This window comes from Streptomyces viridochromogenes (assembly GCF_001270495.1).
In the GTDB taxonomy this organism is placed as follows: Bacteria; Actinomycetota; Actinomycetes; order Streptomycetales; family Streptomycetaceae; genus Streptomyces; species Streptomyces viridochromogenes_A.
This window is the reverse complement of sequence record NZ_LGUR01000002.1, coordinates 126,891-149,555: the sequence shown is the minus strand read 5'-3', so window position 1 is coordinate 149,555 and position 22,665 is coordinate 126,891. Positions and strand designations below refer to the sequence as shown.

At 71.1% G+C, this 22,665-nt stretch carries 18 protein-coding genes; 13 read left to right on the top strand and 5 right to left on the bottom strand.

The features are described from left to right. Positions 1-42 precede the first annotated feature (42 nt). From ADK36_RS00635 to ADK36_RS00620, 4 genes are read left to right on the top strand one after another with little or no spacing between them, the layout of a single operon-like run. Positions 43-450, top strand: coding sequence for a hypothetical protein (locus ADK36_RS00635; RefSeq protein ID WP_199830067.1), 408 nt, complete (start codon positions 43-45; stop codon positions 448-450). Then, positions 447-2,369 carry a GMC family oxidoreductase gene (locus ADK36_RS00630; RefSeq protein WP_048579765.1) on the top strand — a complete coding sequence of 641 codons (1,923 nt, stop codon included), beginning with the start codon at positions 447-449 and terminating at the stop codon, positions 2,367-2,369. The genes ADK36_RS00635 and ADK36_RS00630 overlap by 4 nt, the downstream gene beginning before the upstream one ends. After that, positions 2,366-4,219 carry a peroxidase family protein gene (locus ADK36_RS00625; protein WP_048579766.1) on the top strand — a complete coding sequence of 618 codons (1,854 nt, stop codon included), beginning with the start codon at positions 2,366-2,368 and terminating at the stop codon, positions 4,217-4,219. The genes ADK36_RS00630 and ADK36_RS00625 overlap by 4 nt, the downstream gene beginning before the upstream one ends. A gap of 1 nt (position 4,220) precedes the next feature. After that, positions 4,221-6,269, top strand: coding sequence for a trypsin-like serine peptidase (locus tag ADK36_RS00620; RefSeq protein WP_053195894.1), 2,049 nt, complete (start codon positions 4,221-4,223; stop codon positions 6,267-6,269). A 30-nt stretch (positions 6,270-6,299) separates the two neighbouring features. Here the strand turns inward: ADK36_RS00620 and ADK36_RS00615 are convergent, their stop codons facing one another. From ADK36_RS00615 to ADK36_RS00605, 3 genes are all read right to left on the bottom strand, one after another. Further along, positions 6,300-6,542 carry a hypothetical protein gene (locus ADK36_RS00615; RefSeq protein ID WP_159391071.1) on the bottom strand — a complete coding sequence of 81 codons (243 nt, stop codon included), beginning with the start codon at positions 6,540-6,542 and terminating at the stop codon, positions 6,300-6,302. A gap of 145 nt (positions 6,543-6,687) precedes the next feature. Then, complete coding sequence (locus tag ADK36_RS00610) at positions 6,688-7,509, bottom strand: SCO6745 family protein (protein ID WP_053195890.1); 822 nt, start codon at positions 7,507-7,509, stop codon at positions 6,688-6,690. Then, complete coding sequence (locus ADK36_RS00605) at positions 7,506-8,393, bottom strand: alpha/beta hydrolase (RefSeq protein ID WP_338060768.1); 888 nt, start codon at positions 8,391-8,393, stop codon at positions 7,506-7,508. Before ADK36_RS00605 ends, ADK36_RS00610 begins: the two co-directional genes overlap by 4 nt. A gap of 199 nt (positions 8,394-8,592) precedes the next feature. On the opposite strand from ADK36_RS00605, the gene ADK36_RS00600 reads away from it, so the two are divergent. The 9 genes from ADK36_RS00600 to ADK36_RS00560 all read left to right on the top strand — a co-directional run bounded on the left by ADK36_RS00600 (position 8,593) and on the right by ADK36_RS00560 (position 21,125). Then, positions 8,593-9,792 (top strand): acetyl-CoA C-acyltransferase, encoded by a 1,200-nt coding sequence (locus tag ADK36_RS00600; protein ID WP_048579771.1) that lies wholly within the window; start codon positions 8,593-8,595, stop codon positions 9,790-9,792. Beyond that, positions 9,792-10,418, top strand: a complete 627-nt coding sequence (locus ADK36_RS00595; RefSeq protein WP_048579772.1) for an HAD family hydrolase — start codon at positions 9,792-9,794, stop codon at positions 10,416-10,418. The genes ADK36_RS00600 and ADK36_RS00595 overlap by 1 nt, the downstream gene beginning before the upstream one ends. A 39-nt stretch (positions 10,419-10,457) precedes the next feature. Next, positions 10,458-11,150 carry a TetR/AcrR family transcriptional regulator gene (locus ADK36_RS00590; RefSeq protein WP_048579773.1) on the top strand — a complete coding sequence of 231 codons (693 nt, stop codon included), beginning with the start codon at positions 10,458-10,460 and terminating at the stop codon, positions 11,148-11,150. A gap of 376 nt (positions 11,151-11,526) precedes the next feature. Continuing rightward, on the top strand, positions 11,527-13,125 hold the full coding sequence (locus ADK36_RS00585) for an amino acid permease (RefSeq protein ID WP_048579774.1): 1,599 nt from the start codon (positions 11,527-11,529) through the stop codon (positions 13,123-13,125). A gap of 76 nt (positions 13,126-13,201) precedes the next feature. Further along, entirely contained in the window at positions 13,202-14,200 is a 999-nt protein-coding gene (locus tag ADK36_RS00580; protein ID WP_048579775.1) for an urea amidolyase associated protein UAAP1, read from the top strand. 1 nt (position 14,201) lies between these two features. Next, entirely contained in the window at positions 14,202-15,074 is an 873-nt protein-coding gene (locus ADK36_RS00575; protein WP_338060767.1) for an urea amidolyase associated protein UAAP2, read from the top strand. After that, the gene (gene uca, locus ADK36_RS00570; RefSeq protein ID WP_048579776.1) at positions 15,071-18,661 is read left to right on the top strand and encodes an urea carboxylase; all 3,591 of its coding nucleotides are present in this window, start codon (positions 15,071-15,073) and stop codon (positions 18,659-18,661) included. Before ADK36_RS00575 ends, uca begins: the two co-directional genes overlap by 4 nt. A gap of 5 nt (positions 18,662-18,666) precedes the next feature. After that, positions 18,667-20,370, top strand: coding sequence for an allophanate hydrolase (locus tag ADK36_RS00565; RefSeq protein WP_048579777.1), 1,704 nt, complete (start codon positions 18,667-18,669; stop codon positions 20,368-20,370). A 71-nt stretch (positions 20,371-20,441) separates the two neighbouring features. Beyond that, positions 20,442-21,125 carry a TetR/AcrR family transcriptional regulator gene (locus tag ADK36_RS00560; protein ID WP_048579778.1) on the top strand — a complete coding sequence of 228 codons (684 nt, stop codon included), beginning with the start codon at positions 20,442-20,444 and terminating at the stop codon, positions 21,123-21,125. A 120-nt stretch (positions 21,126-21,245) separates the two neighbouring features. Here ADK36_RS00560 and ADK36_RS00555 read toward each other — a convergent pair whose 3' ends face one another. Together ADK36_RS00555 and ADK36_RS00550 are read right to left on the bottom strand one after the other, a co-directional pair. Beyond that, positions 21,246-21,809, bottom strand: coding sequence for a dihydrofolate reductase family protein (locus ADK36_RS00555; protein ID WP_048579779.1), 564 nt, complete (start codon positions 21,807-21,809; stop codon positions 21,246-21,248). 101 nt (positions 21,810-21,910) lie between these two features. Beyond that, complete coding sequence (locus ADK36_RS00550) at positions 21,911-22,663, bottom strand: FadR/GntR family transcriptional regulator (RefSeq protein ID WP_048579780.1); 753 nt, start codon at positions 22,661-22,663, stop codon at positions 21,911-21,913. Between the last annotated feature and the right edge of the window lie 2 nt (positions 22,664-22,665).

Here is a 22,665-nt window from a genome sequence, read left to right as displayed (position 1 = left end):
TTCGGGGGTTCTTGGAGACATGTCACCGCACCGTCAGGAGACATGATGGCCAACCAGAAACCCGGCCTTCGCGCTGTCTCGCTCTACGCACTCGCTGGAATCCGGCTCTTCAACGGGGCCGCCGGACTGTTGGCACCCGACCTGCTCATCCGGCGTCTCGACCCCGATCGTGAGCCGCCCAGTCCGGCGGCCGTGTACGCCTTCCGGCTCTTCGGGATCCGCACGATCCTGCTCGGCCTCGATCTGCTGACCAACCGCGACGAGCGGTTGCGGGAGGACCTGCGCGACGGCGTCCTGATCCACGGCAGTGACACCGCGACGGCGGCCACGCTGGGCCTGAGCGGCCGGCTGCCACCGCGTACCGCCGTACTCACCACGCTCATCTCGGCCGCCAACACGGTCCTGGCCGCCACCTCGCTCGCCAACTCGGTGAAGGCGAAGCGGAAGTGACGGGAGGGCCCGGTGCCGTATCCCCAGCCCCGCCCGAGACGGATTTCGAATACGTCGTCGTCGGCGCCGGGGCGGGTGGCGGACCGCTGGCGGCCAACCTCGCCGCCGCGGGCATGCGCACCCTGCTGCTCGACGCGGGCGGTGCGCCGGAGAACGACAACTACCTGGTACCGGCCTTCCACGCGGACGCCTCCGAGGACCCCGTCCAGTGCTGGAACTACTTCGTACGGCACTACGCCGACGATCGGCAGCAGCAACGCGACAGCAAACTCGTGCCGGACCGGGGCATCCTCTACCCGCGTGCCGGGACGGTCGGCGGCTGCACCGCGCACCACGCGCTGATCACCGTCTACCCGTACAACCGCGACTGGGACGCGATCGCGGAGGAGACCGGCGACCCGACGTGGCACAGCACGGCCATGCGCCGCTACTTCGAGCGGCTGGAACGCTGCACCTACCGGCCGAGGCCCAAGGAGCCGCCCGCCAACCCGCTGCTGGCCGCGCTGCTGAAGGTCCTGCCCTTCACGGCCTCCCGGTACCGCAACGACGCCCGCCACGGATTCGACGGCTGGCTGCCGACCTCCCTCGCCGACCCGGAACTGGCCGTCCAGGACAAGCAGTTGCTGAAGGTCATCCTCTCGGCGGCGGAGGACACGCTGGCCGAATTCCTCGACCGGCCGCTGTCCCCGCTGGAGGGGTTCGGCTCCTTCGTCGACCCCAACGACTGGCGGGCGCAGACCCGTGCCCTCCAGGGGTTGTGGCAGATCCCCCTCTCCACGGCCGACGGACGACGCAGCGCCGTACGCGAGCGTGTCCAGGCCGTACAGCGAAGCCATCCGGGCAACCTGGAAGTCCGTACGAACGCCCTGGCGGCCGGGGTCGTACTGGACGGGAACGGAGCCGCGGCCGGCGTCGACTACCTGGACGAGGCGCACGCCTACCGGGCCGATCCCGCAAGCCGGGTGGATGCCGGGCCACCGGTTCTGCGCAGGGTCCTCGCCTCCCGCGAGGTGATCCTGGCCGCCGGGGCCTTCAACACGCCCCAGCTGCTGATGCTTTCGGGCATCGGACCGCGTGCGGAGCTGCAACGGCACGGCATCCCCGTACGGGTCGACCTCCAGGGGGTCGGGGCGCATCTGCAGGACCGGTACGAGGTCGGCGTGGTCAGCCGGACGGACCGCGAGTTCCCGATTCTCAAGGACTGCGACTTCCACGCGCCGCAGCCCGGGACCGAACCGGACCGCTGCTACCGGGCCTGGCGACGCGGCGAAGGTCTGTACACGACCAACGGCGCCGTCGTCGGTCTCACCCGCAAGTCCCGTCCGGAGCTGGACGCACCCGACCTGTTCATCTTCGGCGGCCCCTTCGACTTCCGGGGCTACTACCCCGGCTACTCGCGCGACCTGACACGACATCAGGACCGTTTCACCTGGGCCATCCTCAAAAGCCGCACCCACAACACCGGGGGCCGGGTGCGACTGCGCTCCACCGACCCCCGTGACACCCCGCTGGTGAACTTCCACTACTTCGGCGAGGGAACGGACAAGGACGCCGCGGACCTCGAAGCCATGGCCGGTGCCGTCGAGTTCGTGCGGGGCATGAACCGCAGGGTCGGCTCCGTGATCCTCGAAGAGTTGTGGCCCGGCGAGGAGGTCCACGGCCGCGACGCCGTCCGCCGTTTCGTGCAGGACGAGGCCTGGGGCCACCACGCGTCCTGCACCTGCCGAATGGGACGGACGGACGACCCCGCGGCCGTCGTCGACAGCAGGTTCCGGGTGCGTGGAGTGGACCGCCTGCGGATCGTCGACGCCTCGGTCTTCCCCCGCATTCCCGGATTCTTCGTCGCCACCCCCATCTACATGATCAGTGAGAAGGCGAGCGACGCGATCCTCGAAACCGCCGAAGGAGTACCGCCATGAGCAAGCAACGACGCGCCGCACGACGTTCCGCGGCCGGATACCGTACGTCACTGCCCTGGCGGATCGTCACCGCCGGCGCCGAGAAGGTGGACCGGCGCATCGGCTGGGACCGGCTGCCCGTCATACCCGGCCTGTTGACCCTCCTCGGACTGCGCGTCAAGCTCCGGCAGGAGAACCTCCACGACACCGGGCAACTCCCCTCGGTCGATCTGCCCGACCCCGCACCCCCCTCCGAGAGCCACCGGGTCAACCGGACCGCCGACGGCAGCCACAACGACCTCGACGAGCCCCGGATGGGCATGGCGGGCACCCGCTTCGGACGGAACATCCCGCTGGACCGGATCGCCCCGGCCACACCCGAGGACGTACTGTCCGCGCCGAGCCCGCGCGAGGTCAGCCGCGCCCTGCTCACCCGTGACGAGCTCACTCCCGCCGAATCGGTCAACTCCCTGGTCGCCGCCTGGCTCCAGTTCATGGTCCGCGACTGGTTCAGCCACGGGACCAGCCCCACGGAACGGCCCTGGGAAGTGCCCCTCATGGACGACGACCCGTGGCCGGAACACCCCATGCGGATCATGCGGACTCCGGACGACCCGACCCGCGACCCGCAGGCACCCGCCGGGACCCCCGACACCCGCGTCAACGTGTCCTCCCACTGGTGGGACGCGTCGCAGATCTACGGGACGAACGAGACCGAACAGCGCCAGATGCGCAGCGGCCGGACGGGCAAACTGCACCTGTGGGACGACGAACAGTCCCCGTTCCCCTCGGACCCCGCCCGCGACCCCTCGCACATCCCCGGCTTCTGGCTGGGCCTCGCCATGATGCACGACCTGTTCGCCCGTGAGCACAACGCGATCTGCGATCACCTGCACGGCGCGTACCCGTCCTGGAACGACGAGGAACTCTTCCAGCGCGCCCGGCTCGTCAACGCCGCGCTCCTCGCCAAGATCCACACCGTGGAGTGGACACCGGCCGTGATCAGCCACCCCACCACCGTCAAGGCACTGCGCGCCAACTGGTGGGGCATCGCGGGCGAGCGCGTCCACAACCTCTTCGGCAGGATCAGCGACAGCGAGGTCGTCAGCGGCATTCCCGGCGGCGAACGGGACCACTACGGCGTCCCGTACTCCCTCACCGAGGAGTTCGTGGCCGTCTACCGCATGCACCCGCTCATCCGCGACGAGTGGCATCTGCGCTCCGCCGACGACGACACGAGCCTGCGCCACTGCACCCTGCGCGACATCTCGGGCCCCGGGGCGCTGAAGGTCCTGGAGACCACCGAGATGGCCGATCTGCTCTACAGCTTCGGCACGCTCCACCCCGGACTGGTCACCCTGCACAACTTCCCCAAGTTCCTCCAGGAGTTCGAGCGCCCCGACGGGCAACTCCAGGACCTCGCCGCCACCGACATCCTGCGCTCCCGTGAGCTTGGCGTTCCCCGCTACAACGAGTTCCGGCGCCTGCTGCGGCTCAAGCCCGCGGCGAACTTCCTGGAGCTGGCGGAGAACCGGGCGGTCGCGGAGCAGATCGAGCAGCTCTACGACGGCGACATCGAGAAGGTCGACCTCATGGTCGGGCTGTACGCGGAGAAGCTGCCGGCCGGTTTCGCCTTCAGCGACACCGCGTTCCGCATCTTCATCCTGATGGCCTCGCGCCGCCTGAACAGCGACCGCTTCTTCACCGAGTACTACACCCCTGAGGTGTACTCCAAGGCCGGTATGGCCTGGATCGACGACAACAGCATGATCACGGTGCTGCTGCGCCACCACCCGGAGCTGCGGACGGCCCTCGCGGGGCTGACGAACGCCTTCGTGCCGTGGCACACCGCCGGAAGGACGGTGACCTGACATGGCGGCGACGGACAGGTCCCGCGAGGAGCGGGAGCGCCAGGTCGCGGCGGCCGCCGCGCGGTACGACGAGAGCGGCGACGAGCGGCGGTCGGTCCAGCGGCAGCAGGACGCCGGGGTCACCTTCCCGGATTCGCAGGAGGCGCTCGCGGCGCGCGCGGCCCGCCTGCTCGACCGGCACGCGGTGCCCGCCTCCATGGTGGTGGAGGCGGTCCGGGCGGAACCCCTGGCCGCGCCCGCCGCGTACGAACGCATCCTCGGGGTGTCCAAGGAGCTGCAGGCATGGAGCTTCCTACCGCGCGGCGCCCGGGCGGCACGCACCATCGCCCGGATCTCGGTGCGGGAGAACGGACGTGAACTGCCCATCGGCACCGGCTTCCTCGTGTCGCCGAGACTGCTGATGACCAACCATCACGTGCTCACCGACGCGGACGCGGCCCGGCAGTGCTTCGTGGAGTTCGACGCCCAGGTCACCGTCGACAACACACCTCAGCCGGCGACACGGCTGGAACTCGACCCCGACGGGTTCTTCGTGGCGGACGCGCGCCTCGACTTCGCTCTGGTACTGGTCGCCGGCGGCCCGGACCAGCGGCCCCCGGGGGAGACCTTCGGCTGGAACCGGCTCAGTGCCCAGCTGGGCAAGCTGGTGATCGGTGAGCCCGTCAACGTCATCGGCCACCCCATGGGGCGCCTGAAGGAGATCGCCGTACGCGACAACATGCTCCAGGTGCGCCTCGACGACTTCCTCCACTACAAGACGGACACCGAGCCCGGCAACTCGGGCTCTCCCGTCTTCAACGACCAGTGGGAGGTCGTCGCCCTCCACCACAGCGGCGTGCCCAGGACCGACGGCGAGGGCCGCGTCCTGCGCCGTGACGGACAGGTCTGGGACCCCGGTGACGGCGACGACGCCATCGACTGGGTGTCCAACGAGGGCGTACGCATCAGCTCGATCCTGAACCACCTCTCCGCGCTGCCCCTGCCCCTGCCCCTCACCTCCCGGCAGCGGGCGCTGCTCGCCGAGATGGGCCCGGAGTCCGGGCTGCGCCCCGCCGAGGCCGCCGTGGGTCCGGCGGCGGCCGTCACGCCCGCCGTCGCGGCGTCGCGCCCCGCCGTCGAGAGGGTCACGCGTGCGGGCCTGCGCGCCAGGGACGGCGCGTTCGGCGGCAATCGGCACCTGGTCTTCCTGCACGGTCGCTCCCAGGAGGACAAGGTGCCCGAGAATCTGCGTCGCGAATGGGCGGCCGGGCTCAACCAGGGGCTCGTCCGTGCGGGGCTCCCCCCGGTCGACCCGGCGGATGTCTGGTTCCCCTACTACGGAGACAGACTGGTCGAGGCCCTGACCGCGCACGAGGCCGTCCCCCACGTCGTCGAGGCGCCGACCGCCACGGCGGCGGAGGTGGTCGCACCCACCAACCCCTCCGCCCGCGCGGTGTACGAGGAGATGCTCGGCGAGGCCGCCACGAAGTGGAACATGCCGCACGAGACCCAACTGGCCACCGAACGGATCGGCCTGGGCGATGTGGTCGGGTCGCTGCAGAAGCGGCTGAGCTGGCTGGCCGCCAGGAGCGACCTCGACGCATGGGCCATCGCCCTGGTCTTCCGCGACGTGGCCGCGTACCTCGACGACCGGCGCATCCGGGACGAGGTCCTGGGCTGCGTGCTCGAGACCATGCCGGACGAGGGAGAAGTGGTCCTCGTCAGCCACAGCCTCGGCACGGTCGTCGGCCTGGACCTGATCACACGACTGTCCCCCGCGGTGGACGTCGTCCATCTGACCACGGCGGGCAGTCCCCTCGGTCTGGACAGCGTGTACGGCAGACTGCTCGTCGGCGGACCGAAACGCCCGGACATCGTGGCGGACTGGCTCAACGTCTGGTGCCCGAACGACGCGGTCGCCATCGGGTGCCCGCTGGGCGACGACTGGGCGGACGGACTCTCCGACCTCGCCGTCGTCAACGCCCGCGACCGGGCCCACAGCATCGTCGAGTACCTCGCCCACGCCGAGGTCGCCCGGTCGATCGGCAGCCACCTCGGCGCCAGGGAGTAACGCCACGTCGTCGCCACGTCGTCCGCGGCGTCAGTCCTTGAGGCAGGGAGAGCCGTCAGGCCGACGCGTCCTTGACGACATGTGCACCGCGTCCGCGGTCATGTACTGCACCGCCGCACCCCTGATCTCCACCACCGACTCGGCGTCCTCGCATCGCGTCCCGTCGTACCGGTTGAACAGGACGCTGAGGACGAACAGACCCCACCACAGGCTCACCGGCCAGGTCCGCGCCCGGTGCGAACCGGTCCGGCGCCAGAAGGTGTTGCGGCGCATACGGAAAAACCACACGACGAACACGACCGCGGCGGGCAGGTACACGATGGTGCCGGGACGAGAAGCTCCCGTCCATGACAGTCCGGAGGTGGAGCCGGACGCGACAGGCCGCTGGAGACCCCACCGCCGAAGAGGGCCGGGGAGGTCAGCCGAGCTTGAGGAGACCGGCTTCGATCACGGCGCGGCCGAAGGGGCCCGCAAGCTCGGCGAGGCGCTCACACTCGGCGGCACCAAGGGCGGCGTAGGCGGGTAGGGCCAGCCGGTCGGTGCGGTCCTCGATGTGCCGGCGCAGGACGACGCCCTCCGCGCTGAGGGAGTCGCCGTCGAGGAGACCTCGCTCGCGCAGGCGCTCCTGGGTGGCGGCCCACTCCTCCTCGGGCCATGCGCGGCTCGCCTTGAGGAAGGCGACGGGAACTTCACCGGTGGCCGCGTGCAGAACCAGGGCTTCCAGGCTCCCGACGCCCTCGCTCAGCAGACACGCGACATGGCCGTCTCCACGGAACTCCCGGAGCAGCGTCTGGGCGTGCCACAGTTGCAGCACCGGCTCCTCCGGCCAGGGCAGCGCGGCGTGCGCGGCGAACAGCGGGCGGCCCTGCGCGTGTTCGCAGGCCGCCTCGGCGGCCCGGCGGGTCAGCGCCAGGACCTCGGCCAACTCGGGCAGCTCGTGGATTCCCGCCCGACGCAGGGCTTCGCCTGCCGCGGCGTACCGGGCGTCCAGCACCTGCTGCGGTGTCGTCGCGTCCCAGGCCCCGTCGAGCGCCTGTCGTACGAGATCGGGGTTGAAGTTGTAGAAGGTCGAGATGACCAGCTCGGCGGAAGCGCGGCCGAACGCGGCGCTGCGGGAGGTGAAGTAGCCGGCGCGCCCGCTCAGTCCGAGGTCCGCGTACCGGCGCCTTGCCTCCGGGACGAAATAGATCATGCCGTGTACGGGTTCGAGTCCGCGCCAGGCCGCGCGCGCTGCCTTCATGGTTGCCTCTTCGGAGAGTTGACGAACGGGCTGTTCACTGCGGTTCCGTACTCGCCGTGCGTTCGCAGGTGTTCGAGCAGCAGGCGGTTCAGGGTTTCGGGCGCTTCCTCGGGGACCCAGTGGCTGACGCCCCGGAGGATCTCGAAGCGGTACGACCCGTTGACCCACCGCTCCGTCTCCCGCGCCGCCCGCGCGCCGAACGCGCTGTCGTTCGTGCTCCAGACGTACAACGTGGGCACCTCGATGACGCCGATCGTGCCGTCGGGGCGGCCTGCCCGGTACCAGTTCAGCGCGGCGGTGAGAGCGCCTGGCCGGGACAGGTGCCGTACATAGGCATCGGCACTGTCCTGCGGGACCTTCCCGGCGTAGAGGGTGCGCAGCAGCTGGGCGTCGTGGGCCAGCATGCGTTCCTCGGTCGCGGGCGTCTCACGCCAGTCGATCATGTAGTGCGAGCGCTCGCGCTGGTCCTCGTCGGTGCGCAGGCTGGTGGCCAGAGCGCCGGGATGGGGTGTCGAGACGACCGTCAGGGTGCGTACGCGGTCGGGGTGGGCATCAGCGGTCCACCAGGCCACCGCGCCTCCCCAGTCGTGCCCGACCAGGTCGAACGCCGCCCAGCCCAGTTCCTCGGTGATCGCGACCACGTCGTCGACGAGCAGGCTCATGCGATAGTCCTCGGGCCGCTGGGGACGGGCGCCGGGGGAGTACCCGCGCTGGTCGGGTGCCACCACCCGGTAGCCGTGCGCGGCCAACGCCGCGATCTGCCGTTGCCACGCCATCGCCGTCTGCGGGAAACCGTGCAGCAGCAGAACCGGTCGGCCCTCGGGCGGACCAGCCGCGATCGCGTCGAACACGCCCGTATCGGTGGAGATGCTCAACTCGGTCAAGACCCACCCCTCCATACCAACTGGTCGGTAGCCTTCAGGTAGGGAGGCGCGCTGTCAAGGTCGCGAGCATGTGGGCCCCGCGTTGCCCGAGCGTTCGGGGCAGGGAGAGCCTGGTTGAACATGACGCCGGATTCAACTATAACCAGAGCCCTCGCCGCGCCGCAGTTGGCGTCGGACCAACAGGAGACAGTGAGGCGACATGAGGGAAGCAGTCATCGTTTCGACGGCACGGACGCCGATCGGAAAGGCTTACCGCGGCGCGTTCAACGACACCCAGGCGCAGGAACTCGCCGCCCATGCCCTGTCGCACGCCGTACAGCGTGCCGGGCTCGAAGGCGGCGAGGTCGAGGACGTGATCTTCGGCTGCGCCGTGCAGCAGGGGTCAGCCGGTTTCAACGTCGCGCGTCAGGCGGCGCTCCGCGCCGGGCTTGCGGACACCGTGCCGGGGATGACGATGGACCGGCAGTGCTCGTCGGGCCTGATGGCCGTCGCGACGGCCGCCAAGCAGATCGTCGCGGACGGCATGCAGGTCGCCGTCGGCGGTGGCGTCGAGTCGATCTCCCTGGTGCAGAACGACCACATGAACACCCACCGGATGACCGACCCCTGGCTGGTCGAGCACAAGCCGGGCATCTACCTGCCGATGTTGCAGACGGCGGAGATCGTCGCCGAACGCTACGGCGTGAGCCGGGAACGCCAGGACGAGTTCGCCCTGGTGTCGCAGCAGCGCACCGCGGCGGCGCAGGAAGCCGGCCGGTTCGACCGGGAGATCGTCGCGCTCGACAGCGTCAAGAAGGTGCTCGACAAGCAGTCCGGGGAGGTGCGGGACGAGCAGGTCACGCTGACCCGGGACGAGGGCAACCGCGCGTCGACGACGCTCGACGGCCTGGCCGGGTTGGCGCCGGTGCTGCCCGACGGTCAGGTGAGCGCGCGTTCGAGCGTGACGGCGGGCAACTCCTCGCAGTTGTCGGACGGCGCCGCGGCGTCGGTGTTGATGGAGTCGAGGGAAGCCGAGCGCCGCGGGCTGGAGCCGCTCGGCGTCTACCGGGGGATGGCGGTCGCCGGTTGCGGCCCGGACGAGATGGGCATCGGCCCGGTGTTCGCCATCCCGAAGCTGCTGAAGCAGCACAACCTCACCATCGACGACATCGGCCTTTGGGAGCTCAACGAGGCGTTCGCTTCCCAGGCGTTGTACTGCCGGGACGAACTGCACATCGACCCGGAGCGGTTCAACGTCAACGGCGGCGCGATCTCGGTGGGTCATCCGTACGGAATGACCGGGGCTCGGCTGGTGGGGCATGCCCTCATCGAGGGCAAGCGCCGCGGCGCCAGGTTTGTGGTGATCTCGATGTGCGTCGGCGGCGGAATGGGCGCGGCCGGACTGTTCGAGGTCGCCTGATGGGACAGGACCGAACCGCGGTTCTGGTGGACTTCGGCGGCGTCATCACCTCCAGCGTGTTGCAGGCCTTCACCGACTTCGGCGCCTCGCTCGGCGGCGACCCGCGCCTGCCGTTGGAACTCCTTCGCCGGGACCAGCCGTCGCGCGCCCTCCTGTCCGACCACGAGTGCGGCCGTATCGACGCCGAAGGCTTCGAGCGAGGATTCGCCGAACGTCTCCGGGTCCACGGTGCCGTCGTGGAGGCCGAGGGACTCACGGCCCGGATGCAGGCGGGAATGTCGATCGACCGGGACACGCTCGCGCTGCTCGGCGATCTTCGGGCCGCGGGGCATCCCGTTGCGCTCGTATCGAATTCGTTCGGCACCGGAACCTACGACGCCATCGACCTCGCCACCGTTGCCGATGTGGTCGTCATCTCCGCCGAGGTGGGGATCCGCAAGCCCTCCCGACGGATCTACGCGATCGCATGTGAACGCCTCGGCGTCGACCCCGAGGAGGCGGTCATGATCGACGATCTGCAGCAGAACCTCGACGGGGCGGCACGGATCGGAATCGGCGGCGTACTCCACACCAGCGCCGCCGACACCCGTCGCCAACTCGCCGAACGCTTCGGGATCAGCGTCTGATCGATTGTTTGAGCCAACCCGTCCAGTACAGTTCCGGCGATGGACATCACCGTGCCCGAGGAGACCGACGGCGATAAGGCACCCCCCATGGTGCCCCTCTCGCACCTTCGCGAGCCGCCCACGACGAAGCGTGGGGCACGGACACGGGCCGCTCTGGTGAAGGCCGCCCGGAAGGTGTTCGAACGGGACGGCTACCTCGACACCCGTCTGACCGACATCACCAAGGAAGCCCAGTGCGCGGCGGGATCGTTCTACACCTACTTCGCCAACAAGGAAGAGATGCTCGCCGCCGTCCTCCTGGAGGCACAGGAGGACATGCTGCATCCCGGCATGGCCCGGGTGGAGGGCGCCGAGGATCCCTATGCGGTGCTCGAGGCGAGCAATCGCGCGTATCTCGAGGCCTATAAGCGGAACGCGAAGCTGATGGCACTGCTTGAGCAGGTCGCGCAAGTGGAGCCGGAGTTCCGGACGTTCCGAACCCGGCGCGCTGACGCGTTCATCCGCCGGAACGCCCGCGGCATCGCCGACTTGCAGGCGCAGGGCGTCGCGGACCGTGAGGTCGATCCGATGATGGCCTCCCGCGCGCTGTCGGGCATGGTCAGCGTCATGGCCTACCACGCCTTCGTGCTCGGCGAAGGGCAAGAAGACGGCGAGCCGGTGGACTTCGAGGAACTCGTGTCCACGGTCACCCGGCTCTGGGCGAACGCCCTGCGGTTCCCCGGCCACCGCTGATCCGACAGCCAGAGCCGGGTCGAAGCCCGCTGCTCACGGCCGTTCGACGCACCTGACGCGGTCTCCGGCCTGAGCGCCGAGGTGCGCTCGCACGCCCTTTCCTTGGCGCACTGTGGACCACGGGTGCGGCTTTCGCGGCTGCGACGGTGAAACCGGACACGGTTGACGGAGGACGGTGGCACACGCCGGGAAAGCGGTCGGGTTCGGCTCCGCATCGGGCCGCGGGGCCTCTTCGAGGGGCGCGAGAACCAGTAAGCTCCGCACGAGAGGCGCCGGTTACGCGACGTTAACGTCCGTGACTCGGCCGTGAGACCACTCCGCCCCACCATCGCAATACCTGTCAGCCGACAGGTAAACCCTGATCGAAGGTGCGGCGATGAACCGATCAGAGCTCACCCCTGGATCGCGTCCGGCCGGCTGCGTCACAACCAGCCCCCCAGCCGTCGGCTACCACCAGGAACTGCGCCGCGGAATGGGCAGCTTCGCCTCATTCGCCGCGGGATTCTCCTTCGTGTCGATCCTCACCACCGTCTTCCAGCTCTTCGGCCTGGGCTTCGGCCTCGCCGGGGCGGCGTTCTTCTGGACCTGGCCGCTGGTCTTCGTGGGCCAGCTGCTGGTCGCGCTCTGCTTCGCCGAACTGGCGGCGCGCTGGCCCATCTCCGGGGCGATCTACCAGTGGTCGAGCCGGCTGGCCGGCACCACGGTCGGCTGGTTCACCGGCTGGATCATGATCATCGGGCAGATCCTCACCGTCGCGGCGGCCGCGATCGCCGCGCAGGCGGTGCTGCCGGGCATCTGGTCCGGCTTCCAGATCATCGGCGGATCGGGCGCCGACCCTTCGGTCGCCTCCCCGACCGGTGCCCAGAACGCGGTCCTCCTGGGCTGTCTCCTGCTAGTGGTCACCACCGTCGTGAACATCCTCGGCATCCGTCAGATGGCCGCCGCCACCAGCATCGGCGTCGTGATCGAGATCGTCGGTGTGATCGCACTGGTACTGCTGCTCTTCTTCCTGCCGGAACGGGGCCCGCAGGTGGTGGTTCACCACACCGGTTGGGCCGGCGAGGGCGGCTACATCGGGGCCTTCCTCGCCTCCTCGCTGATGGCGGCCTACGTCATGGTCGGCTTCGACTCGGCGGGCGAGCTGGCGGAGGAAACGCACAGCCCCCGCCGGACCACTCCCCGGACCATCCTGCGGGCGCTGATCATCTCGGGCATCGGTGGCGCGCTGCTGATCCTCTCGGGATTGACGGCCGCGAGCAGCCTGACCGACGGCAACCTGGCCACCGGCGGCCTGTCCTGGGTGCTCACCGACCGGCTCGGAGGCACTCTGGGGCGGCTGCTGCTGTGCTGCGTCGCGGTGGCGGTGTTCGCCTGCACCCTCGCCGTGCAGACCTCCGGCGCACGAATGATCTACTCCATGGCACGCGAGGGCGCCCTGCCCTTCCACCGGCACCTCGGGAAGGTCTCCGCCCGCACCGGTACGCCGATCACCACGTCGATCGTGGTGGGCGTGGGCGCCGCGATCGCCCTCCTGGTGAACGTCCGTCAGTCGGCGATCTTCACCGCGCTCTCCAGCCTCTGCATCGCCATGCTCTATCTCGCCTACCTGGGCGTGACGTTGCCGCTGCTGGTCGCCCGGATCCGGCACCGGGGCGCCGGCCCGCTCCCGGACGGCGTCGACGAGACGGGCCGGCCGCTCTTCTCACTGGGACGCGGGGGAACCGTCGTCAACACGCTCGCCGTGCTCTTCCAGGTCGGCATGACGGTCAACCTGCTCTGGCCCCGCGCGGAGATCTACGACCTCACCGACGGTACCTGGTGGCTGCAATGGAGCGCACTCCTGTTCATCGGGGTCAGCCTCGCCGTCGGGGCCGGCTACTTCCTCGCCCGCCGGCTGCACCGCCGGATCGAGCTGAGGCACGTACCCCACACGCACATCGGGCCGCCGGCCGAGGCCGTCGCCGAGCCTGCCTGACGGCTGGGCGGCCAGCCCCGGCCATGCATCACCGGACGCGCTGACGACGCACCGACGAAGGGACGACGGGACACCCATGAGCACGACGGACGGGCCTGCGGCCACCACGCCGCACGCCCAACACCCCACCGAACCGCCCACAGAACCGCCTGTCGAACCACCCTCCGAGGTCACCGAGCTGACCACGGGTAACGCCGACCAGCAGCGATCCACCACCGCCCAGCCCGCCGCCGGCGTCCGCGATCTGCACCTGACCGACACGGTCGGCAGCGCCCGGGACGACGCCCGGGCCCAGGGCGGACGGGCCGGCGAGTGGATGCCGTATCTTCCGGCGTCGAGCAGCCCGCACTGCCCACCGGGAGTCGACCCGGCCGCCCTGGTGTGGGCGGAGACGGTCGCGCCCGGCGGCTACACCCACAAGGCCCTCGCCCGCGGCACCCGGCTGCGTTTCGACGACCCGACCGGTGACGCCTGCGCCCACCTGTTGCTCTTCAACGCCCTGGAACCGGTCGAGCGGCTCAACGTCGCCGACACCCAGAAGATCCCCTGGCAGGCATACCTGGGCCTCGACCACCCGCTGTTGTCCGGCGACGGCCGGGTCATGGCCGTGGTCACCGGCGACTCCTCAGGCCGGCACGACGCCTTCTGCGGTACCACCACCGACGCCTGGAACGAACGCAAGTACGGTGACGCCCGCCCCGAAGGACCGTCCCCGTCAGGCCGCGGACTCTTCGTCAAGGCGGCCGCAAAGCACGGCCTGAGCCGACGCGATCTGCCGCCCGGCGTGTCCTTCTTCCAGGGCGTACGCGTCGAGGCGGACGGCGCCCTCGCCTGGCGGGGCAGCGCGGGACCGGGCGCGTATGTCGAACTGGTCGCGGAAATGCCCCTGTTGGTGCTGATCGCCAACGTCGCCCATCCGCTGGACCCGCGCCCCGACTACGTCGTCGGACCCCTGCGGGTGCACGCCTGGCGGGGCACCGCGACCGGTCCCGACGAACCGCGCTTCACCGCGACTCCCGAGCTGCACCGGGCGTATCTCAACACCGTCGACTACTGCGAAGCCCGGGGGCTGTGACATGGCGACCACACAGGCCGAGAACGCCGTTGACCACGTTGACCCCGTCAACACCGTGGTCACCTGTTCCACCATCTCGGGCGGCACCGTCGCCTCCACCGTCCCGGTCGGCGCGGTCTATGCCGAGGGCTCCGCCCTGGACTGGGGAGCGAGCCTGGTCGAGGGCGCCGTGGTCCTGGACGAGAACGTGGCGCCCAACGCGCCCTGGTCGGCGGTGGTGAGCAAGGGGCACGTCCTGACGATCGTCGACGTCGGTGGCAACCAGTCCGGCGACTGCCTGCTCTACAACGCCGACGACCCCGAGGAGCGCTACAGCGTCCCCGACACCCTGGCCTGGCAGGGCAACGCCTATGTGCGCACCGGCACGGTTCTGCGCAGTAGTGAGGGCCGTCCGCTGATGACCGTCGTCGCGAACGAGATCGACCGCCAGGACACCATCGGGGGCGCCTGCGGCAAGGAGTCCAACACCCTGCGCTACGGCCATCATGTGATGTTCCAGCACGGCTGCCGCGAGAACTTCCTCGCCGAGGCATCCCGGCGCGGCCTGGGGGTGCGGGACCTCGTCTCCAACCTCAACTGGTTCATGAACGTGCCCGTCGAGGCGGACGGCGCGCTGGGCATCGTGGACGGCATGTCGGCGCCCGGCCGCCGGGTCGCGGTCCGCGCCGAGACGGACGTCCTGGTGATCGTGTCCAACTGCCCGCAGATGAACAACCCGTGCAACGACTTCAACCCGACCCCGCTGCGGATGATCGTCGTGGACCCACACAGCCCGTCCGGCGCCGCCGACCCCGCGAGTGCCGACGACGCGAACACCGACGACGCGAGCCCGCGGTCCGCGCGGGACACGAGCACACCGGAGGCCGCCGCGTGACCCGCCCCGTCACCGTTCTGGTCGCCAACCGCGGTGAGATAGCCCGCCGTGTCCTGCGCACGGCCAACCGGATGGGCCTGGCCACCGTCGCCGTCTTCTCCGACGCCGACCGGGCCGCCCCGCACGTCCGCGAGGCCGACCACGCGGTCCGTCTCGGTCCGCCGCCCGCCCGCGACTCGTATCTGCGCGGCGACGCGATCATCGAGGCCGCGCTCGGCCATGGCGCCGGGATCATCCACCCCGGCTACGGATTCCTCTCCGAGAACGCCGCCTTCGCCCGCGCCGTCGAGGAGGCCGGCCTGAGTTTCGCGGGCCCGACCGCCGACCAGATCACCGCCTTCGGCGAGAAACACACCGCGCGCGCCCTGGCCAAGGCGGCCGGCGTGCCGCTGCTGGCCGGGACGGAACTTCTCGCGAGCGCCGAGGAGGCCGTCACCGCGGCCGAGTCGATCGGGCTGCCCGTCATGGTCAAGGCCACCGGCGGTGGCGGCGGCATCGGCATGCAGGCCTGCGCCACCGCCGACGAGGTGCGCGCGGCCTTCGCCCGCGTGGCCGCGCTCGCCGAGGCCAACTTCGGATCGGCCGGAGTGTTCCTGGAGCGCCTGGTGCGCCCGGCCCGCCACGTCGAGGTGCAGGTCTTCGGCGACGGCGCCGGCCGCATCGCCGTCATCGGCGACCGCGACTGCTCGCTTCAGCGCCGCAACCAGAAGGTGATCGAGGAGGCCCCGGCCCCGGCCCTGCCCGACCACGTCCGAGCACTGCTGCACGACTCGTCACGCCGGCTCCTCGCGTCGATCGGCTACCGCGGCGCGGGGACCGTGGAGTTCGTCTACGACCCGACGCACGAGGAGGCCGCCTTCCTGGAGGTCAACACCCGGCTCCAGGTGGAGCACCCGGTGACCGAGGAGGCGTACGGCGTCGACCTCGTCGAGCTCATGCTCGCGCTGGCCCGCGACGGCCGGGTCGACGACGCGGTGTTCGAGCGGGAGTGGACGCCCACCGGGCATGCCGTTCAGGCCCGCGTCTACGCCGAGGACCCCGGCAAGGACTCCCTGCCCTCCTCGGGCCTGGTGACCCGGGCGCTCCTCCCCGGTCGGGGCACCGGCGAGATGCCCGGTGTCCGGGTCGACGGTTTCGTCGAGACGGGCCTGGAGATCTCGCCGTACTACGACCCCATGCTCGCCAAGGTGATCGCGCACGGCGCCACCCGCGACGCCGCGTTCGACGTGCTCGGCGAGGCCCTGGGGGCGAGCCGCGTCGACGGCGTCGTCACCAACCTGGGCCTGCTGCGCTCGCTGACCGTGCGGCGCGAGGTGCGCGAGGCCGTGCACAGCACCAGCACCCTCGCCACCACCGCCGACCCCGAGCCGCGCGTCGACGTCCTGGTGCCCGGGCCGATGACCACCGTCCAGGACCTGCCCGGCCGACTCGGCTACTGGCACGTGGGCGTGCCGCCGAGCGGCCCCTTCGACCCCGTCTCCTTCGCCGAGGCCAACCTGGCCGTCGGCAACCCGGCAGCGGCCCCCGCCCTCGAAGTCACCGCGGGCGGACTGACCCTGCGCTTCTCCGCCGCCACCGAGGTCGCCGTCACCGGTGCCCCCGTCCCGCTCATGGTGGACGGCATCGCGGCGGCCCTGTGGGAGCCCGTGCCGGTCCCGGCCGGCGCCACCCTGGTCCTCGGCACCGCACCGGGACCCGGCCTGCGCAGCTATCTGGCCGTCCGGGGCGGCATCGACGTACCCGAATACCTGGGCAGCGCCTCGACGTTCACCCTCGGTGGCTTCGGCGGGCACGGCGGCCGGGCGCTGCTCGCCGGAGACGTGCTGCGGCCCGCGGCCTCCAGCGCCTCCACCGGCGGCCCGACCCCGCCCGAGCGCCGTCCCGCGATCATCTCGTCCTGGCAGATCGGTGTCACCGAAGGGCCGCACGCGGCACCGGAGTTCTTCACCCGCGAGGACATCGACACCCTCTACGCCACCGACTACAAGGTGCACCACAACTCGGCCCGCACCGGCATCCGCCTGATCGGACCCAAACCACGGTGGGCCCGACAGGACGGCGGCGAGGCCGGACTGCACCCGTCCAACATCCACGACACGCCGTACGCGGTGGGCGCTCTGGACTTCACCGGCGACACGCCGATCATCCTGGGCCCCGACGGGCCGTCCCTCGGCGGGTTCGTGTGCCCCGCGGTGGTCGCCAGCGGCGAACTCTGGAAGCTCGGCCAGCTCCGCCCCGGCGACACCGTCCGGTTCGTGCCGGTGAGAGAGGCCGAGGCGGCCGCCCTCGACGCCCGCCGCGCCTCGCCCGCGCTGATCAGCACCGGCGGAGACGGCGACGACGGCATACTGGGCCGCCTGGAAGCCACCGGCACCCGCCCCGGCGTCACCTACCGCCGCGACGGCGACGACAACGTCCTCGTCGAGTACGGCCCCATGGCGCTCGACCTCGGCCTGCGGATGCGCGTGCACGCCCTCCAGGAGACCCTCGCCGCACACGCACCCGACGGCATCGTCGACGTCACCCCGGGCATCCGCTCCCTCCAGATCCACACGGACGCCCGCCGGCTGAAGGCCCGTGACGTCACCGCCCTGCTGCGCGAACTGGAGGAAGAGGTCCCGCCCACCAGCGAGCTGGTGGTCCCCTCCCGCACGGTCCGGCTCCCGCTCAGCTGGGACGACCCGGCCACCCGCCTCGCCATCGAGCGGTACATGGCCGGCGTGCGCGACGACGCCCCCTGGTGCCCGTGGAACATCGAGTTCATCCGCCGCGTCAACGGCCTGGAGACCGCCGACGACGTCTACCGCACGGTCTTCGACGCCTCCTATCTGGTGCTCGGCCTCGGCGACGTCTATCTCGGCGCCCCCGTGGCCACCCCGCTCGACCCACGGCACCGCCTCGTTACCACCAAGTACAACCCCGCCCGCACCTGGACCGCCGAGAACTCCGTCGGCATCGGCGGTGCCTACCTGTGCATCTACGGCATGGAAGGCCCCGGCGGCTACCAGTTCGTCGGCCGCACCGTGCAGATCTGGAACCGGTTCCGCAGGGGCGGCCTGTTCCAGGACTCCCCGTGGGCCCTGCGCTTCTTCGACCGCATCGAGTGGTACCCGGTCACCGCGGAGGAACTCCTCGAACTGCGCGCCGAGACCGACGCCGGCCGCGGCCGCTTCGACATGGAGGAGGGCACCTTCTCGATCGCCGAGTACAACGCCTTCCTGGCCGCCGACGCCGACTCGATCACCGCCTTCCGGCAGCGGCAGAGCGCCGCGTTCGAGGCCGAGAAGGAACGCTGGCGGGCAGCGGGCGAGTTCGACCGCAACGACGATCCCGAACCCTCGCCCGCCGATGCCGTCGCCGTCCCGGACGGCGCGGTCCCGGTCACCGCGCCGTTCACCGCCACCGTCTGGCAGACCATCGCGCGGCCGGGCACCACCGTCGCCGAGGGCGACCCGATCCTCTCGCTGGAGGCGATGAAGATGGAGTCCACAGTGAGTGCCCCCACCACCGGCACCCTCCTGGAGATCTACGTCAAGCCCGGTGAACAGGTCGCCCCCGGCCAGGTCCTCGCGGCGGTGCGGGCATGAGCGCCATGACACCGGCCGACCGCGTCGAGGCCGCCTACGACCGCATCGGGTCCGCCGGCCGGCCCGAGATCTGGATCCACCTCAGGCCCCGCCACGAGGTGCTCGCCGAGGCTGCCCGGATCGATCCGGAGCTGCCGCTGGCCGGCCTGGTCGCAGCCGTCAAGGACAACATCGACGTGGCCGGCCTGCCCACGACCGCCGGCGCGCCGTCCTACTCCTACCTACCGGAGGCCGACGCGCCCGCTGTTGCACGGCTGCGCGCGGCCGGCGCCGTGGTGCTCGGCAAGACCAACCTGGACCAGTTCGCCACCGGCCTGGTCGGCACCCGCAGCCCCTACGGCGCCGTACGCAACTCCTGGGACCCGGCCCGCATTTCCGGCGGGTCGTCCGCCGGCTCCGCCGTCGCGGTCGCACTGGGCATCGCCGACATCGCCCTCGGCACCGACACGGCCGGCTCCGGGCGGGTGCCCGCCGCCCTCAACGGCATCGTCGGGGTCAAGCCCACCAAGGGCCTGGTGCCCGTGACCGGCGTGGTCCCCGCCTGCTACACCCTCGACTGCGTCACCGTCTTCGCCCGCGACCTGCGGCTCGCCCGCACAGCCGCGGAGATCGTCGAGGGCCCCGACCGGGCCGACCCGCTCTCCCGCACCGGCACCCAGCTTCCGCCGCCGGCCGCGCGCCCCAGGGTCGCCGTACCGAACGAAGCGAACCTGGAAGGCATGGCCGACGGCTGGCGGGAGGCCTTCGACGCCGCGGCCGCCCGCCTGGCGGGCACCGGAGCGGAGATCGTCGAGGCCGATGTCACCCCGCTGCTGGAGGCCGCCCAACTGCTGTACGGCGGCGCGTTCGTGGCCGAACGGTACGCCGCCGTGGGCGGGCACATCGAGAAGCACCACGACCTGATCGGCACGGACCTCGACCCCACCGTCGCGGCCATCGTGCTGGCCGGCCGGGAGAAGACCGCCGCCGACTGGGCCGCCGACACCGCCCGGCTCGCCGCGCTCGGCGCCGCCGCACGTGCGGCTCTCGACGGCTGCGCGGCGCTGCTCACCCCGACCACCACCTGGCACCCCACCCTCGACGAGGTGGCGGCCGACCCGGTCGGCGCCAACGCCCGGATGGGGCGCTTCACCAACTTCGCCAACCTCCTGGACTACGCCTCGCTCGCCGTCCCCGCCGGGTTCGTGGACGGCCTGCCGTTCGGCGTGATGCTCACCGGCCCGGCCTTCTCCGACCGCGCCCTGGCCGCCTTGGCCGAACGGTTCGCCAATCCGGGGCTCGACCTGTTCGTGGTCGGCGCCCACCTCACCGGACAGCCGCTCAACGCCCAGCTGGTCCAGGCGGGCGGCACGCTCGTCGGCCCGGCCCGCACCGCGGGCAACTACCGGCTGCACGCCCTGGCCACCGAGCCGCCGAAGCCGGGCCTGGTCAGGGTCGCCGAGAACGGGCCGGGCGCCGGAACCGGCACGCACGGTGACACGGGAGCGGATGGAGGCGGGGGAAGGGGCATCGAGGGCGAGGTCTGGCGGCTGCCGGCCGCGGGGTTCGGTGCGCTGACCGCAGCCGTTCCCGCGCCGATGGCCATCGGCACCGTGGAGCTGGCCGACGGCCGGCAGACCAGTGGGTTCCTGGTCGAGCCGTACGCCGTCGAGGACGCGCCCGACATCACCCGCTTCGGCGGCTGGCGGGCCTATCTGACGTCGCTCTGAGCGGAGTCGGCACCAGCGGGCACCCGGCACCGGTCCGGGGGCGCCCGCCACCGAGGTGGCAGGATGGGATCATGATGACGACGCGGCCCCGCCAAGGCAGACCCCGGCACACGCCGCCGTCCGATCCCCACACCTCTGCTCGGGAACAGATCCTCGACGCCGCCGGTGCGCTCTTCGTCGAACACGGGATCGCCGCCACCAGCACCCGCATGATCGCCGAGCGGGTGGGCGTCAGGCAGGCCTCGCTCTACTACCACTTCACCACCAAGGACGAGATCCTCGCCGAACTGCTGGCCACCTCGGTCCGGCCGAGTCTGGAGATGGTGGAGCGGATCCAGGCGTGGGTGCCGGAGCGGGCGAGCGCGGCCGCGGCGCTCTACGCGGTGGCCGCGACGGACGTACGCACCCTGTCCCGCACGCCGTACAACATCGGCACGCTCTACCTCCTGCCGGAGGTGCTGGCCGAGCGCTTCGACGCCTTCCGTGCCGACCGGGGCCGGCTACAGGAGAGCTACGGGGCGCTCGGCGCTCTTGCGGCAGCCGAGGGCGTCGCCCGCAGCCTGCCGCCCGAGCGGATCGGGGAGCTGCTGATCCAGCTGGTGGAGGTCGTCATTCAGATTCGGCGTTCCCGTGAGCCGGAAGCGGCCGACAGGGACGCCATCGCGTCGTCATGTCTGCGGCTGTGCGGACTCGGCGAGCCGGCGGTCGCCGCCGCCAGGGACGAGGCACACGTCCTGCTGAACCGCCTGACATGACGGGCGGCCCGCCCGCGAACGCCCGGCCCTGCGCCGGCACGGCCGGGCCGCACCCGGGAGGTTCGCTGTGCTGCGCCTTGGCGAGACCTGTGGATCCGTACGCGGGACCGTCCACGCGGCCTAACGCGCCACGCGGTAGCGGAGGTAGACGACTCGTGAGCTGAAGGTGCGGGTCTCGACGAGTTCGAGATCCACCCGGCGCTCGTGTCGGGGAAAGAACGGAGTGCCACCGCCGACCAGCACCGGGTAGACCACGGCCCGGTACTCGTCGATCAGGCCCGACGCGGCCGCCTCGGCGGCGAGCGTCGCGCCGCCGATCGCGATCTCGCCCTCACCCGGCTCGGCTCGCAACCGCTCGATCTCCTCCGCCACGCCGCCGGAGGCCAGACGGGCACTACCGCGCACCGCGGACAGCGTGGTGGAGAACACCACTTTCGGGAGCGGATTCCAGAGCGCGGCCCACTCGAGCCCCGAGTCGTCGAGCGATGGATCCTGGTCGGCGGTCTCCCAGTACAGCATCGTCTCGTACAGCCGTCGTCCCAGGAGGTGGACGTCGACGCCGCGGATCTCTTCGATCCAGAAGCGGAAGACCTCCTCGTCGGGCCCCGTCCAGTCGAAGCCGCCGTCCGGCCCGACGATGTAGCCGTCCAGTGAGACGTTCATCGAATAGGTCACGCTGCGCATCAGACGTCCTCCTCGGTGACGGGTTCGACAGTACGACTGCCGGACGCCGCAGGACTCGTCGCGGCGCGCGGGATCCCCTGCGCCAAGGCGGTAGTCGTGCGTCAGGGAGCGGCGTCGAGATCCACCTCAAGGTCCTCGGTCTCGGTCCAGAACCGGTCGTCCGCGTCCCGGAGCCGGGCGGCGGCGTGCTTCATGTGGCGGCGAGCGGCGGTGCGTGCCGCTCTGGCGTCTCCTGCTTCGATGGCGGTGAGGATGGCGTGGTGCTCCTCCCGGACCGCCTGGATGAAGTCGTCCCTGCGTGCCTCGTTCGCGCGCGTGACGCGGATACCGCCGCGCAGCACGTCGCCCAGGTACCGCAGCGTCGAGACCATCACCGTGTTTCCGGTGGACTCGGCGATGGACCGGTGGAAGGCGAGGTCCTCGTCCACGCCGTCGCCGCCGGCCGCGACCGCCGAGTCGATCGCGTCCAGGGCCTGACGCATCCGCGCGAGGTCGAGGGGGGTGGCCCGGGTGGCCGCGAGATGGGCTGCCTCGCCCTCCATGGCGCGGCGTACCTCCACGATCTGCAACACCTTTGCTTCGGTGTCGGAAGCCTCCGCTTCGAGGTCGAGCGGGCGGATGCGCCGGGGCAGGACGAACACACCGATACCTTGGCGCGGTTCGACCAGGCCGGCGTTGCGCAGCCTGGAGAGGGCCTCGCGCACCACCGTGCGACTGACGCCCAGTTGCTTGACCAGCTCCACCTCGGTCGGCAGCCGGTCGCCCTCGGCCAGCCGCCCCGACTCGATCTCCGCGGAGAGCGTCGCGGCGACCTGGTCCGCGAGCCGGATGGGACCGGGCACCTTGGAAAACATGG

What these genes read in the sequence shown, in the direction of transcription:
- ADK36_RS00635 (WP_199830067.1), top strand. Translation starts at nt 43, where the DNA reads ATGATGGCCAACCAGAAACCCGGCCTTCGCGCTGTCTCGCTCTACGCA.
- ADK36_RS00625 (WP_048579766.1), top strand. Translation starts at nt 2,366, where the DNA reads ATGAGCAAGCAACGACGCGCCGCACGACGTTCCGCGGCCGGATACCGT.
- ADK36_RS00620 (WP_053195894.1), top strand. Translation starts at nt 4,221, where the DNA reads ATGGCGGCGACGGACAGGTCCCGCGAGGAGCGGGAGCGCCAGGTCGCG.
- ADK36_RS00615 (WP_159391071.1), bottom strand. Translation starts at nt 6,542, where the DNA reads ATGCGCCGCAACACCTTCTGGCGCCGGACCGGTTCGCACCGGGCGCGG.
- ADK36_RS00610 (WP_053195890.1), bottom strand. Translation starts at nt 7,509, where the DNA reads ATGAAGGCAGCGCGCGCGGCCTGGCGCGGACTCGAACCCGTACACGGC.
- ADK36_RS00600 (WP_048579771.1), top strand. Translation starts at nt 8,593, where the DNA reads ATGAGGGAAGCAGTCATCGTTTCGACGGCACGGACGCCGATCGGAAAG.
- ADK36_RS00595 (WP_048579772.1), top strand. Translation starts at nt 9,792, where the DNA reads ATGGGACAGGACCGAACCGCGGTTCTGGTGGACTTCGGCGGCGTCATC.
- ADK36_RS00590 (WP_048579773.1), top strand. Translation starts at nt 10,458, where the DNA reads ATGGACATCACCGTGCCCGAGGAGACCGACGGCGATAAGGCACCCCCC.
- ADK36_RS00585 (WP_048579774.1), top strand. Translation starts at nt 11,527, where the DNA reads ATGAACCGATCAGAGCTCACCCCTGGATCGCGTCCGGCCGGCTGCGTC.
- ADK36_RS00580 (WP_048579775.1), top strand. Translation starts at nt 13,202, where the DNA reads ATGAGCACGACGGACGGGCCTGCGGCCACCACGCCGCACGCCCAACAC.
- ADK36_RS00575 (WP_338060767.1), top strand. Translation starts at nt 14,202, where the DNA reads ATGGCGACCACACAGGCCGAGAACGCCGTTGACCACGTTGACCCCGTC.
- ADK36_RS00565 (WP_048579777.1), top strand. Translation starts at nt 18,667, where the DNA reads ATGACACCGGCCGACCGCGTCGAGGCCGCCTACGACCGCATCGGGTCC.
- ADK36_RS00560 (WP_048579778.1), top strand. Translation starts at nt 20,442, where the DNA reads ATGATGACGACGCGGCCCCGCCAAGGCAGACCCCGGCACACGCCGCCG.
- ADK36_RS00555 (WP_048579779.1), bottom strand. Translation starts at nt 21,809, where the DNA reads ATGCGCAGCGTGACCTATTCGATGAACGTCTCACTGGACGGCTACATC.
- ADK36_RS00550 (WP_048579780.1), bottom strand. Translation starts at nt 22,663, where the DNA reads ATGTTTTCCAAGGTGCCCGGTCCCATCCGGCTCGCGGACCAGGTCGCC.